This window comes from Terasakiella pusilla DSM 6293 (assembly GCF_000688235.1).
Lineage (GTDB): Bacteria > Pseudomonadota > Alphaproteobacteria > Rhodospirillales > Terasakiellaceae > Terasakiella > Terasakiella pusilla.
On sequence record NZ_JHYO01000008.1, the window covers coordinates 64,429 to 78,791 of the forward strand.

The window sequence follows — 14,363 nt, forward strand, 5'->3', positions numbered from 1 at the left end:
AAAACTTATCATATAGTTGTTTAGATCATATGGACAGATTCGTAAAGTTGTGATAAAACTAGACTTCCAATTGAGCTGTTACTCTTGAGAGCAAAGCATGCCAAAAGACCTCGTTAGCACTTCTCCTTTTCTTTTCCAGTTCGCTGTGAATAGAGAAGGTAGCACTGAAATGCCAGGGCACTACGACTCTTCTAGAAATGTATGGGTCGTAAACGACAATGGTACATCCACTCCATTAATAGAAAAAGCTGAGAATGTTGCTGAACTTGCCACAAAAACTAAGGCACAAGTTGAAGGTGAAGATATGCCGTTCACCATCACAAATGAATTAAGAACAAAAACCGAGGCACAGCGCAAACGTGATGACGAAGCCCAGTCAATTTATAGCTCACTATTGATGCTGATAACCAAAACATGCTCAGCTCCAGAACGTGATGATTGATGTTCCTAATACTAACTAATGAAAAAGATATAACATCTGATTACATAGTTCGTGAATTAGAGAAACGATCTTTACCTTATTACCGGCTCAACTCAGAGAACCTACCCAATTCGAAAGTTTCTTTTACCCCTGATCTAGGATGGAAAATTTCCTATAACAACAAAGTATTGTCTTTCTCAGACGTTACCGCAGCATATTTCAGACGCCCTGGAGAAATCTCACTGCCTGCAAGCGTTACAGGCTATGACGAACAAAAATATTGCCTGGGTGAATGGAACACCGTTTTACTGTCCGCAATAAACTCAATTGAAAATAAATGGCTAAATTCCCCCAAGGCTATTTATTCTGCCGAAGACAAACCTATGCAGCTATTCTTGGCAAAGGAAATTGGTTTCTACATTCCCGAAAGCTTGATAACGAATGATGCGAAATTAGCTTCTGGTTTTACAAATGGACAGGCTTGTATCGCAAAACCATTAAAAGTCGCGTTATTGGATGAAACAGAACAAGAGAAAGTAATTTTCACCAACAAACTTCCTCGCGGACAAGTATTCCCAGATGAAACACTATCATTGGCCCCAATCATTCTTCAAACTGAGATCAAAAAAGAATGTGATATCAGGGTAACTGTTGTTGGCGATAAGGTATTCGCGACAAAAATCTTATCGCAGTCAACAGAGGAAACCAAAGTTGATTGGAGAAGAGGTGAGCACGTCGACCTAATTCATCAAGCCTGCATCCTTCCAGAAGAAATTGAAGAAAAATGTATCACCCTAACACGGAAACTTAATTTGCGATTTGGGGCGATTGACTTAATTCTCGATCAGCAAGGTGTTTACTGGTTTCTAGAAATTAACCCTAACGGCCAATGGGCATGGATAGAAAACAGGACCCAAAGCCCTTTGTCATCCTCAATTGTTGATGAGCTGGAAAGAATCTCTAATGCTTAAGAAAACAATTGAATTTATATGGCCTACGTTCCCTGAATGGAAAACATTTAACCCAATGCAGCTGGATATTTCTCAGCAAGAAGAAGCTAATAAGATTAGAACCTTAGATTGGAGTCAAAGCACTGATTTAGCTATAGATGAAGCCATCAGAATTTCAAATAATGAAGATGAAAGACTAAGAAGTGTAAAATCAAAAGCGACAAATATCTTATTATTCATTGCCGCCTTTGTTCCATTTCTAACTTTTTCTATTAATTCGCCTTGGTCTAAGAACATTGTTTCTTTACCCGAATGGTTAACAATGTTGTTTTTTGGAGCCGCAACATCTTATCTTTTGGCATCAGCAGTATGGGCTTTGCGGACAATACAAAAAGCTGCATATCATTACGTCTACGTCACAGACCTGACAAAGATATGGGAACATCCAGATAGAAATATCCAGGAAGACCTCTTAAAAGAACATTTACTAGCATCTCTTCACAATCAAGAGATCGTGAATATAAAAGTTAGCACTTTTAATATGGCTTACGCCTTCCTTTACCGCGCTATTATTGCCCTCGCAATATTGATATTCCTGCAACTGGCCTACAGCTTTTTAACAAAGCTCTTTCCGTGGTTTGTTGTAATTTATGAGCTAATTTTTGGAGTGAGTATTTAGCTATTCCATGGTCACCCACCACAACATTTTTTATATTTCCTTCCGCTACCACAAAAACAAGGGTCGTTTCGACCAATCGTACCCTGTCTAGCCAAATAGTTTTGACGCCTGCTTTGTTTTAGGTTATCTGCCCCTTTTTTCAATACCTCTAAACGTTCTTTGCTTAAGCCAAACAATGTTGCTTTCTCCCATTGAACATTAACTAAACGCCCCGTACCGGCATAAGTCAACTCAATCAAAAAACGCTCCTTCTCATCATTCATAGCCATAGTGGCGTGTGTGTGATCAATTGCTTGACCATGCTTAGGTAATGCAGAGGGTATTGAATAAGCAAATACCGTTATGTTCACATCACCGTGTATTGATATCGGCTTGGCTTCTTGAGCATTGATCGACTTAAAAAGAGCAGGATCAATGCTTCCAAACAACTGCTCTCGCCAACCACCATTTAAATCAAGTAGAAAGCTTGTGAATTTTGCCTTTGAAGCATTTGGGGCAGCTGCGCAATGATCTATAACCTCTCTCATCCTAAGAGGCATTTCTTGAATTGGGAATGGAGATGCTTCAGGGTCAAATAACTTCTTGCTAAAGAACTCATTGATTGGCGTTCGGTAGCCTAGAAAGTTTATTTGTCTATCTGCCTGCCCACCTTTTTTATCCTCAGCATATCCCTCATAATAATTATGGGAATGATATAGGCCGATATGATCAAGCTCATCATCAAGATGGAGTACGTCGGAAGCCAATGCTTTTTTCCTGACTTCCACAAAATGAAGAAATTGAAGAGGATTAATAAAAAGATCTGCGTACACGCGCAAATCGTTTATGGATATCGTCCAAACTGGCTGTTGCCCGGGGTTGATACCAATCTTTCTCAAATGCTGGGTTTGGGCAGCTATCTCAGTGAACGGGTCCAAGGTTACGGCACACAAAGTAACACTATGAAAGTCGGACAATGAGATTTTCGAAACCTCTTTATGTTTGTCATCAAAGATTGAAACTGTTCCAGCACTTTTCATGTAATCAAGAAAACGATTTCCTTGTTTAGCTGGAGCTTCTACCAATCCTCTAAGTGATCGGATATATGCAGGTATATCTGTTGCAGGCGAAGTATATGTAAATGCTCCTGCTTTGACCTCGATAACGAACAGATGCCCCTGATATAAAATCAAACTATCTGTTTCAAACCAATTTGGGTTTTGCGCACCCTCCGGCTTCCAGCGATAATAAACTTCTCGAAAAATTTCACAGCCTGGCATCAATTTTTGGAAATAGTCTAATGGCAATTTTTCTGAAGTTTCCTTTCTATTATGTATCCATTCCTGTTTTACCTCCTCAGAAATAGCGTATAACTTCTTTTCTAATTGCCTGTAAAAATGATCAAAAAGTTGGTGTAAATCAAAACAGTAAAACTTACCTTCAATTTTTATGAATGGTTTCTGGAAAACAGGCCATATACGAAGTGGCCACCCGGCCAAATCACCTTCAGCAAAAAAATCTTGATTTTCACCAAGAGACCAAGAAAAATCTTCTAGGAACTCCTTTGGAAGATCACAAACTTTCTCAAGGTCAAACAATCCATACCCAAGAAATTTATCAACAGCGCTATGCAATTCATCTTCGAGATCGTATTTTTTCAGAATTGCAGGACCAATATCTTCAGGAGAAGATATTTCTTCAAATACATCGCTTAAATCTTCAGTTTCCAGGATTTTTAAAACTTGCTTCCTTGATTTTTCTATCTCCCGGTGAGAATCAGAAATCCCGTTGCTAAGACTATCCCAAATTTTTTCGATTTCATCACAAAGAGCATCACTAGAAAGACCATAATGATTTGAAATCAATTCAGATTGTGAACTTAGAGTATCACGTAGAGAAGAAACCTGATGACATGGATACATTTCCCCACGAACATTGATCCAATGCAATTGAGCTTTTACTGAAAAATCTTCAAAGAATTCATCAAATTCAGGATCTTCCTTTTGTTTTTTGCACGTTAAAGAAATTAGATAACTCATATTCACTAGTTTGAATAAGCTATCTACAAGCTCTTTTAGTTTTCTCCATCCCTCTTCATCAACTTCATCTTTCTGATTGTCTTGTGGAGAAACCGAGACTAATACACTTTGAATGTAATCCAGCATCCGCATTGAGACAGTATCAGGCTCTACATCTTTTTCTTGGCCCTCAAAAATCATGCACTCTCTTGCCAGCTCCCAAAAAGCTCGATGCAATAGTTTAAGAGGAGGGTATTGCACAACCAATTGCGCAATTTGAGCTACGAGGCTGTCAATTTCTGAAATAATCTCCGGTAATTTCTCAATCATATTGTCACGGAACTTAACGAATTGACCATCATCCCAGTTTGATTGATAAAAAATATCTTTGCCAAATCGAGCATATTGGTGAGGCCCAAACTGAAACACATCATCAGGCTTCATAAATTGTTTTTTCTTCATTCTTTTCGCCATTAAACGTCCACCTGAAAACACGCTTCAATTGCTTGAAGTTCGTTTATAACGTCATCACACAAAGCCTCAAAATGAACTGCAAATGTCTCATGCTCATCCAAAGCTTTTTGAATAATTTTCTTAGCCTCATCCCCCGCGGAATGACCTTTAACTTTTGAACGTATCAACTGAATATTTCTAAGTGCCTTTAATCCATGGCTCTCATCTGTATCGTCAAAATTCTTCACCAACTTCTCTAACAAAGAAATGCTGCGTTCTTGGTTATCATACTCAATCTCTAGCTCGGTTAATCTCAGCCTGATAGGTTTTACTAAAAAACCCTCTACAATCAACTTACTAAGATCCATAACTGCTTCCGCCCATTCATCCTGACTGGATGTGCGCGGAATATTGATATGATCAACGAGTTCCTGATCCCTTAACTTCCAGAAGCCAATAGAATTCTTATTCCATGTATTCAAAAGTCGTTTTAGTAAAATTAACGCTTCCTCATTATCGAAATACTCAGCCTTAAAATCATTTGCAAACGCACGATCAGAAATCCCAGTCTTAGGCTCTTCATTAAAACCTAGCCAATGCAATTGTTCAGAATACGGTAGTTTAGCTAGATCACAGATATATGCGTGAATTTGGCCTGCTTCATTTACATCATACCCACGCAAAGACCACGCAGCCCTGCAACTAATTGATCGGGTTGTAACAGTGTATTTTTCTCTATCAGTTTTATATTTTAGGAGGACCTCTGGCCTAAAGAAGGCGGGCGACAGTTCAAAGGGAAGATCGTTTTGATCAGCGACAAAGTAATTTGTTGTCGCTTCCGGTGCAGTTGAAATTTTACGAACCACCTTATTTCGCCAATCAAACGCAACAAAATCAGCAAAATCTCTTTCCTCAGTTGCAAACCAATTAGCCTCTAAATCAGCACTACTTTTAGGGGGCGGAATAACTTCAAAACCTCGTAGGTAGCTGCCGGCTCCACCGTCATTCTTTTTTCTGAAAATAAAATTCTCGCTAAGCTCAATGATTTCTTCTGGGCGTGATGTCCAACCCGAAAATCCATCATAATTTATCAGCGTAAAATCATATACACGAACCAATGAAGCATTGGAGGCAGCCAGATAGTAGTTTAATTCTTCCCGATCAATTGTAACTAGGTAACATTCATCTGCATCCTCTTTGAGAGTTACAGAAACAATTGGTTTCAAATCACCGTTTTCATCATATTTACAAAATGCGCGTTGTGATGTTTTCCAATGTATTCCAGTTAAATGACTAAACTCTTGAGCAACCTCACAATATGTGCTGCCCGCCCCTGTTTCACCTTCAATACTTCTCATAAAGATTAGGTTTTTTGCACTTCTTAGAGTTTTTGTTCCATCATCACACGACTCTTTTTCGACTCTAACACCAGGCTCCCCGCCACCAGATACATAACATGCGGCATGTGTGAATGGATTCATACTCCAGCCCAAGAGGTCATCTGCATCGATAGGGAAAAGGAATTCATTCGGCACGACTAACGTGTGAACAAACGTGTGTTTATCAGAAGCATAAATTATGAGCTCATTATCATTCGCTGTATTTTGTTGCAAAAAGTGAAGATGCTGTTCCCCCTGAATCCATTCCAAATATGGCGCAGTCTCCTCCGGACAATAATCGATTGATTTAAGACCTTTAAGTAATTGCTTATGTAAAAAACTAGGCATTTTCAGCCCTCCGTTCATCCATACCCCAAAGACACCCTCAGATGGTTTTTAACAAAATAACAAAACCTACAGGGAATATATTATTCTTATGCACTACAGCATAGCAAAAAAGAAGCCTTCCGAGGCTAACATAACAGGTTACTAATTGAAGAGTTTTTGACGCGCTATATGGTTTAAATCGCGAACTAGATATAAACTGTATTTCTAAATCAAATTAACACATGGTCAACTCGACAAAATAAAAACAAAAATACACATTAACCATTTGATATTACGGCTATCTATTGTTTTTTTCTCATTGTTTTGGATTATGATTTATTAAATTCATGATAAAAACCACATCATGAATCGATAGAGAGAGCAGCGATTAATTCTAGAAAACAGTGATTCAAAAATAAAAAAATCGCCAAATATTATTTTTCGACATACTAGCTATAGGCCTCACGGACATAAATGCCCCCCTCTACGATAAAACCCAAAAAACACCTCCTTAGGATCAAAACCGTGAAAGGTCTTGATCCTATTTATTTTTTCGTTCGACATCCCGTTCGTGCTGATTTTTGGAAAGCTACATATATGCAAAAGGGAAAAGTTACACACAAGATATAGAGATAAAACCACAGGTGAAGCCCTTGTAAACTGGGGGTTTACCCATGTTTTTACGTTGACCTCCCATCAAATCCCATGGTATCCCATATTATCCCATCGAATAATAAGGGCCTCTTCCTTCTTTGACAGAAGTGCGTCTCGGTTCATCGGTTTTTAACGACCTATGAGTCATTATTCAACGGGATTGGTTTGGAACTCTTGTTTTGTAGGCAAAGCCACCATGGCACTTTTTGTCGGAAGGCATCTAAATAAAATAGATAAAAAGGGACGCACCAGTGTTCCTAAGCCCTTCCGCGCGTCTTTTGAAGACCAGTCTTTCCGCGGGATGTACGCCTACCCTTCCTTTAAATTCCCCGCAATCGCCGCCTGTGGCGAAGAGTTCATGATCCTGCTGTCCGATAGCTTGACGGCGGAAACCGACTTTTTCTCTGATGATCAGGACGATCTGGCGGCTGTTATTCTGGAAAGCGCAACGCAACTGAGCTTTGATGGCGAAGGTCGTGTGATTTTGCCGCAAGACCTGCTGGATCATGCCGGTATCACCGACGAAGCCCTGTTTGTCGGGCGCGGTCGGGAGTTTTTCATCTGGGAACCGGGTGCTTACGAAACCCATTCAAAACAAGCCTTTAACCGGGCCCGCGAAGCCAAGCGCACCTTAAAACTCAAAGTCACGGGAGACAACGTATGAGTGGTCACATCCCCGTACTGTTAAACGAAATTGTTGACGCCATCGATCCACAGGAAAACGACATTGTTGTCGACGGGACCTTCGGCGGGGGCGGTTATACCAAAGCCATACTGGACAAGGCCAATTGCCGTGTCTTCGGCATCGACCGTGATCCGGACGCCATCAAGCGCGGGAACGATCTTTCCCAACAACTTGAAGGTCGTCTGACAATGTTCGAGGGCTGCTATGGGGACATGGCGGCCCTTGTCGATCAGAAAGTGAACGCAGTGGTTCTCGATATCGGGGTCTCCTCCTTCCAGATTGATGAGGCGGATCGCGGCTTTTCCTTCCGTGAAGATGGCCCGCTGGATATGCGCATGGCCCAAAGCGGCGAGAGCGCAGCCGATGTGGTCAACACCTATGGCGAAAAAGAACTGGCCGATATCATTTATAAATATGGCGAAGAACGTCATTCGCGCCGTGTGGCCAAAGCGATTGTGGAAGCCCGCAAGGAAGAAGAGATCACGACCACAGGGCAACTGGCAAAGATCGTGCGCTCTGTCGTGTGGCAAGCCAAGGACAAGATCGATCCGGCGACCCGCACCTTTCAGGGGTTGCGCATCTATGTGAACGACGAATTGGGCGAACTGGAACGCGGACTTGCTGCCGCCGAGCAGATTTTGGAACCCGGCGGTCGTCTGGTTGTTGTGACCTTCCACTCCCTTGAAGATCGCATCGTCAAAAAGTTTTTGAAAGAACGCGCAGGCCAGACCTCGCGCGGCAACCGCTATATGCCGGATGCCGGCGACAGTGGCCCGCAAGCCACCTTCACCCTTATCAACCGCAAACCCGTTGCCCCCAGTGATGGGGAATGTCGGGAAAATCCGCGCGCGCGTTCCAGTAAACTGCGTGCCGCTTTGCGCACAGATGCCCCCGCTTGGACAGGAGAAAACGCATGACACGCCTGACCATCGCCTTAACCGCTGTTCTCGCCCTTGCGCTGTCCATCGGGGTATTTCGTATCACCTATCAGGTGGACGAACTTGAAAAGCAGTTACACAGCCTGAACAACGAAATTCTGGATGAACAGGAAACCATCCATATCCTGAAAGCGGAATGGAGTTACCTGAACGATCCCAGCCGTCTGGAATCTCTTGCCAAACGTTATCTTGATCTGGAAGAGATGCGCGGGGAACAGCTTGTCACCTTTGACAGTCTGAATAATCCGGCTGCCTTGCCACCTGACCCCAACACAACCCCGGCAAAGCTGGAGCAATAATCCATGGAATTGCGCGGGGCAAAAATCAAACAACAGCGTAACAAGCGCGCTATTGAAACAGGACATAACCGTACCATGGTTGCTGGTGCGGTCTTTGCCGTTCTGTTTATGGTGCTGGCTGCGCGGGTTGTGGATTTATCCCTGTTCAATGGTCATCAGGAACCGCGCTTGGTCAAGGTTGAGACCAGTACCGAGATTGAAACCACGCGGGCCAACATTCTAGATCGCAACGGCACGCTGATTGCGACCTCCTTGCCGACGGACTCTTTGTTTGTGGATTCAAAAGCATTTATGGCAACCGGTGAAGATGCGACCATGACAGCGCGTAAACTCGCCAGCATCCTGCCGGAACTGAGCCTGAATAAAGCCGCTGAAAAACTGACTTCTGGCCGTCGTTTTGAATATCTGGTGCGTAACCTGACACCGGAACAGAAATATCAAGTCAACCTGTTGGGTATCCCCGGCCTGCACTTCCAACGTGAAGAGCGCCGCACCTACCCCCACGGCCCCTTGGTCGCCCATGTCCTTGGCTATACAGATGTGGACGGACGCGGGATTTCCGGTGTGGAAAAAAGCTTCGATCAACAACTGCTGGGACCGGATGGCAACCTGCAACTTTCCATTGATGTGCGCGTCCAGTCCGTTGTGCGCGCTGCCCTTATGGAAACGATTGAGGAATTTAAAGCCATCGGCGGCGCAGGGCTTGTGATGGATATTGAGACGGGCGAGCTTCTGGCCCTTGTCTCCCTGCCCGATTTCGACCCCAACGACACCAGCACCGTCAAGGGAGATGCCGGTTTCAACCGCGCAACCAAAGGTGTGTATGAGATGGGATCCATCTTTAAATTGTTGAACACCGCCATGGCGCTTGATGCGGGTGTGGTCACCTTGCGTGATAAGTTTGACGCAACAAAGCCGCTGAAAATCGGTCGCTTCCGTATCAATGACTTTCACGGCAAAAAGCGGGTGCTGACCGTGCCGGAAGTCTTGGTCTTTTCCTCCAACATCGGGTCGGCCCAAATCGCACTGGAAGCAGGGACCGACCTGCAGCGCGAATATCTAGGACGGTTTGGCCTGTTGAACACCGCTTCCATTGAAATTCCCGAAGTCGGTGCCCCCTTGCTGCCGGGCAACTGGCGCAAAGCCAACACGATGACCATCTCCTACGGGCATGGTATCGCGGTTTCCCCCTTGCAATTGACCAGCGCCATCGGTGCGGTTGCCAATGGGGGCATCCTGCGCCAACCGACTTTGCTCAAAACCAACGAAGCAGACCGCCTGCCCGGTCATCGCGTGATTAGTGAAAAAACGTCCGAAGTCATGCGCAAGCTGATGCGCCTTGTTGTTTTGCAAGGCTCCGGCAAAAACGCGGATTCAAAATTTTATCGCGTGGGCGGTAAAACAGGGACAGCGGATAAGCAAGAAGGCGGGCGGTATAATCGCCGGGCACGTATTTCGTCCTTTGCAGGTGTCTTCCCGATGGATAACCCAAAATATGCGATCCTCGCCATGGTCGATGAGCCGGTCGGCATTAAACGCACCTTTGGCTATGCCACAGCGGGCTGGGTTGCCGCCCCCATTGCCAAAAAGATCGTAGATCGCATCGGCCCCATGTTAGGCCTGCAACCATCCAGTGGTGACGAACAACTCTATCAACCAGGGGACCCCCTGTTCATCAAGGTGAAAGGGTAAGTCATGGTTATGTTGCAAGATCTCATCCCCGAATTTGACGCAAATGTCGCTGTCAGCGGGATCACGGTTGACTCCCGCAAGGTCGAAGACGGCTTTTTGTTTGCCGCCCTGCCCGGCACGCAAGTCGATGGGCGCAAATTCATCCCCCAAGCAATCGCAAACGGGGCGCGCGTCATCTTGACCGCCAACGATCAGGAGATCGAGGCACCGGACAATGTGGTGGTGGTGTACGACGCCAACCCACGTCTGCGCTTTGCCGATATCGCAGCCTCTTTTTATGAACGTCAACCCAAATGCATTGCGGCTATTACCGGCACAAACGGCAAAAGTTCCTGCGTGACCTTTGTGCGCCAGCTTTGGTCCCTGTTGGGGCAACAAGCCGCCAGTGTCGGCACCATTGGTGTGTCCGCCCCCGGTCTGGAAATCGCGGGCGGCCTGACCACCCCAGATGCCGCAGGTTTGCATGAACGTTTGGCTGATTTGGCCGATCATGGCGTCACTCACCTGGCCATGGAAGCCTCCAGTCACGGGTTGGACCAATACCGCCTTGACGGGGTGAATGTGCGCATTGCCGCCTTCACCAACCTCAGCCGCGATCATCTGGATTACCATCCGGACATGGATAGCTATCTGGCGGCCAAATCCCGCTTGTTTAGTGACGTGTTGCGCATGGGCGGCATTGCTGTCCTGAATGCCGACATCCCGGAATTTGAGACGTTGAAAGACGCAACCGGCACCTATGGTCACAGCATCCTCAGCTATGGGGAAAAAGGCGACGATATCCAACTTCTGTCCGCCACCCCGTGTGAGGGCGGACAACGCCTGTCCCTCAGCGTGCAAGGTACGACCTATGACATTACCCTGCCCTTGGCCGGTGATTTTCAGGTGGAAAATGTGCTCTGTTCTTTAGGCGTTGTTCTCGCCTCCAAATTTGAAGCAGCAGAGGTTGTGCCGTTGCTGGTAAAACTAGAAGGCGTGCCCGGTCGTCTGGAACTGATCGGCAAGGGTGTCTATGTGGACTACGCCCATACACCCGATGCGCTTGAAACCGTCCTCAAGGCCCTGCGCCCCCATACGGAAAATAAGCTGGCTGTCCTGTTTGGCTGCGGCGGGGACCGTGACAAAGGTAAACGCCCTGAAATGGGTCGGATCGCACGTGCCTGTGCCGATGTGATTTATGTCAGTGATGATAACCCGCGCAGTGAAGATGCAACCACCATCCGGTCTGAAATCATGGCAGCTTGCCCGGATGCAATTGAAATTGGCGATCGCAAAGCCGCTATTGAAACCGCGATCAAAGCAATGGACGATGGTGACGTTTTGGTGCTTGCGGGTAAAGGGCATGAGACAGGCCAGATTATCGGCGATAAAGTCCTGCCCTTTGATGATCGTGCGCTCGCGCGGGAGGTGATCCATGGCTGATCTCCTTTGGACAAGCGAAGAAGCCGCGAAAGCTGTTGACGGCACGCCCTTTGGCGATTGGGCCTCAACGGGCATCACCATCGATAGCCGCGCTGTGGCGAAAGGCGATCTGTTTATTGCGATCAAAGGCCCCAGCTTTGACGGTCATGACTATGTGCAAGCCGCCCTGAAAGCCGGTGCCAGTGCTGCCATTGTCTCCCACATTCCCAAGGATTGCCGTAAAGACGACAATCTTTTGCTGGTGCGTGACACGACCAAAGCCCTGGAACAATTGGGCATTGCCGCGCGTGCACGCTCCAACGCAAAAATCATCGCCGTGACAGGCAGTGTCGGCAAAACAGGCGTCAAAGAAGCCTTGGCCAGCGTCTTGTCCCAACAAGGCAAAACACATGCGACCATCGGCAATCTCAATAACCATTTCGGCCTACCCTTAACTTTGGCACGGATGCCGCGTGATTGTGACTATGCGGTCCTTGAACTGGGGATGAACCACGCAGGCGAACTGACGCCGCTGTCCCACATGGCAAAACCACATGCCGCCATCATCACCACCATCGCGTCCGCCCACCTTGAACATTTCAACGGGTTAGAGGGGATTTGCGATGCCAAATGTGAGATTTTCGCCGGACTGGATCAAGACGGCGTTGCGATCCTAAATGCCGATAACGCCTTTTTTGATCGTATGAAAGACGCAGCCCTTGGCCATCGCATCCTCGGCTTCGGCACCTCATCAAAGGCGGACTTCAAAGCCATTGACGCAACACCTGTCGCCACCGGCACAGATATTAAAGCGGACCTGAACGGGCACGCCCTTAACTACACCATTGCCCATCAAGGTCAGCATTGGGTGGGCAACAGCCTGTGCGTCTTAGCGGGCGTTGTGGCTTTGGGTGCGGATGTCAAACAGGCCGCGGCCCATCTTGGTCAATTGGCGCAATTAAAAGGGCGCGGGGCCGTCCATCATATCGATGCCCCGTTCGGCAGCATTCAGGTGATTGACGAAAGTTACAATGCCAACGAAGCCTCCATGCGCGCTGCCCTTGAGGTTCTGTCCCTCAAAGAGGGGCGTCGCATCGCTGTGCTGGGTGATATGCTGGAACTTGGTCCCGATGAAGTCAACATCCATGCCGGATTGGTGGATGCCTGTGATCCCATTGATCTGGTCTTCACCTGCGGTCCCCTCATGAAACATTTGCATGACGCGCTCCCCCAAGCCAAGCGCGGTGCCCATGCCCCCGATTCAAAACACCTCGCCCCACTGGTTGTGCAAAGCCTGCGCGCCGGTGACATCATCAGTATCAAAAGCTCAAAAGGATCGCGCACGGTTATCGTGCTGGATGCCCTGTTGGATTTGGATGTGAAAAAAGAGACCTAACACACATGCTATACCACCTCCTCTTTCCCCTAGCCGATGAATATACGGTCTTCAACCTGTTCAAATACCTGACCTTTAGAACAGGTGGCGCGGTTATGACCGCCATGTTGATCGCCTTCATCATCGGCCCGTCCATGATCCGCTGGTTGCGTCAATGGCAGGGGCAAGGCCAACCCATCCGCAACGATGGCCCTGAAAGCCACCTGAAAAAACAAGGCACACCGACCATGGGCGGGATCATGATCCTGTTTTCCATGTCCGTGTCCGTCCTGTTGTGGGCCGACCTGACCAATATGTATTTCTGGGCGGTGATGCTGGTCACTCTTGGCTACGGCCTGATCGGTTTCACCGATGATTACCTGAAAGTCTCCAAGAAAAACACCAAGGGTCTGTCGGGGAAACTCAAGCTTTTGGGGCAAATCCTGTTTGCCGGGATCGCCGCTTACATGATTGCGCTCACTCAGCCTGACAGCCTCAACACCCATCTGGCGCTGCCGTTTTTCAAAGACGTACTGATCAACCTCGGTTGGTTCTTCCCCGTCTTTGGGGTCTTTGTCATGATCGGCGCCTCTAACGCGGTTAACCTGACAGATGGCTTGGATGGTCTTGCGACGGTGCCTGTCATCATCGCCTGCGGCGTCTTTGCCATCATCGCTTATTTGATCGGCAACGCGGTCTTTTCCGGCTACCTGCAAATCCATTATGTCCCCGGCGCCGGGGAACTGGCGGTTATTTGCGCCGCTGTTATTGGCGGCTGCATCGGCTTTTTGTGGTTTAACGCCCCACCCGCCATGGTCTTTATGGGCGACACAGGATCTTTGGCCCTTGGCGGCACCTTGGGGTCCATCGCGGTTGTGACCAAGCACGAACTGGTGCTGGCCATTGTCGGCGGCCTGTTTGTGTTGGAAACCGTGTCCGTCATCGTACAGGTTGCCTCCTTCAAGCTGACGGGCAAGCGGGTCTTTAAAATGGCCCCGCTGCACCATCATTTTGAGAAAAAAGGCTGGGCCGAGCCCACTATCGTTATTCGCTTCTGGATCATCGCCTTAATCTTGGCCTTGATCGGGCTTGCGACATTGAAAATTCGTTAAA

The 14,363-nt window shown here is 47.0% G+C and carries 12 protein-coding genes; 10 read left to right on the forward strand and 2 right to left on the reverse strand.

The window, feature by feature from the left end; genetic code table 11:
- The first annotated feature begins 97 nt into the window (after positions 1 to 97).
- From Q397_RS21475 to Q397_RS0107100, 3 genes are read left to right on the forward strand one after another with little or no spacing between them, the layout of a single operon-like run.
- Entirely contained in the window at positions 98 to 442 is a 345-nt protein-coding gene (locus Q397_RS21475; protein ID WP_038013033.1) for a hypothetical protein, read from the forward strand.
- A complete protein-coding gene (locus Q397_RS0107095) occupies positions 442 to 1,392 on the forward strand; it encodes an MvdC/MvdD family ATP grasp protein (protein WP_028878818.1) in 951 nt (316 codons plus the stop codon). The genes Q397_RS21475 and Q397_RS0107095 overlap by 1 nt, the downstream gene beginning before the upstream one ends.
- Positions 1,385 to 2,050 carry a hypothetical protein gene (locus Q397_RS0107100; RefSeq protein ID WP_028878819.1) on the forward strand — a complete coding sequence of 222 codons (666 nt, stop codon included), beginning with the start codon at positions 1,385 to 1,387 and terminating at the stop codon, positions 2,048 to 2,050. Before Q397_RS0107095 ends, Q397_RS0107100 begins: the two co-directional genes overlap by 8 nt.
- A gap of 11 nt (positions 2,051 to 2,061) precedes the next feature.
- On the opposite strand, the gene Q397_RS25375 is transcribed toward Q397_RS0107100, so the two are convergent.
- Positions 2,062 to 4,509, reverse strand: coding sequence for an SEC-C metal-binding domain-containing protein (locus Q397_RS25375; protein ID WP_169737980.1), 2,448 nt, complete (start codon positions 4,507 to 4,509; stop codon positions 2,062 to 2,064).
- An 11-nt stretch (positions 4,510 to 4,520) separates the two neighbouring features.
- Positions 4,521 to 6,227: a hypothetical protein gene (locus tag Q397_RS0107110; RefSeq protein WP_028878820.1), complete on the reverse strand. Its 1,707-nt coding sequence runs from the start codon at positions 6,225 to 6,227 to the stop codon at positions 4,521 to 4,523.
- Between the two features lie 829 nt (positions 6,228 to 7,056).
- Between Q397_RS0107110 and Q397_RS0107115 the strand changes: the two genes are divergently transcribed.
- From Q397_RS0107115 to mraY, 7 genes are read left to right on the forward strand one after another with little or no spacing between them, the layout of a single operon-like run.
- Positions 7,057 to 7,524 (forward strand): division/cell wall cluster transcriptional repressor MraZ, encoded by a 468-nt coding sequence (locus Q397_RS0107115; protein ID WP_028878821.1) that lies wholly within the window; start codon positions 7,057 to 7,059, stop codon positions 7,522 to 7,524.
- Positions 7,521 to 8,462 carry a 16S rRNA (cytosine(1402)-N(4))-methyltransferase RsmH gene (gene rsmH / locus Q397_RS0107120; protein ID WP_028878822.1) on the forward strand — a complete coding sequence of 314 codons (942 nt, stop codon included), beginning with the start codon at positions 7,521 to 7,523 and terminating at the stop codon, positions 8,460 to 8,462. The genes Q397_RS0107115 and rsmH overlap by 4 nt, the downstream gene beginning before the upstream one ends.
- Positions 8,459 to 8,782, forward strand: coding sequence for a cell division protein FtsL (gene ftsL / locus Q397_RS21485; RefSeq protein WP_051609792.1), 324 nt, complete (start codon positions 8,459 to 8,461; stop codon positions 8,780 to 8,782). The genes rsmH and ftsL overlap by 4 nt, the downstream gene beginning before the upstream one ends.
- A 3-nt stretch (positions 8,783 to 8,785) precedes the next feature.
- Positions 8,786 to 10,474: a peptidoglycan D,D-transpeptidase FtsI family protein gene (locus Q397_RS21490; protein WP_051609793.1), complete on the forward strand. Its 1,689-nt coding sequence runs from the start codon at positions 8,786 to 8,788 to the stop codon at positions 10,472 to 10,474.
- Positions 10,475 to 10,483: 9 nt separating this feature from the next.
- The gene (locus Q397_RS0107135) at positions 10,484 to 11,896 is read left to right on the forward strand and encodes a UDP-N-acetylmuramoyl-L-alanyl-D-glutamate--2,6-diaminopimelate ligase (RefSeq protein WP_205618802.1); all 1,413 of its coding nucleotides are present in this window, start codon (positions 10,484 to 10,486) and stop codon (positions 11,894 to 11,896) included.
- Complete coding sequence (locus Q397_RS0107140) at positions 11,889 to 13,271, forward strand: UDP-N-acetylmuramoyl-tripeptide--D-alanyl-D-alanine ligase (protein WP_028878824.1); 1,383 nt, start codon at positions 11,889 to 11,891, stop codon at positions 13,269 to 13,271. The genes Q397_RS0107135 and Q397_RS0107140 overlap by 8 nt, the downstream gene beginning before the upstream one ends.
- A gap of 5 nt (positions 13,272 to 13,276) precedes the next feature.
- Positions 13,277 to 14,362, forward strand: coding sequence for a phospho-N-acetylmuramoyl-pentapeptide-transferase (gene mraY / locus Q397_RS0107145; RefSeq protein ID WP_028878825.1), 1,086 nt, complete (start codon positions 13,277 to 13,279; stop codon positions 14,360 to 14,362).
- The last annotated feature ends 1 nt before the right edge of the window (position 14,363 follow it).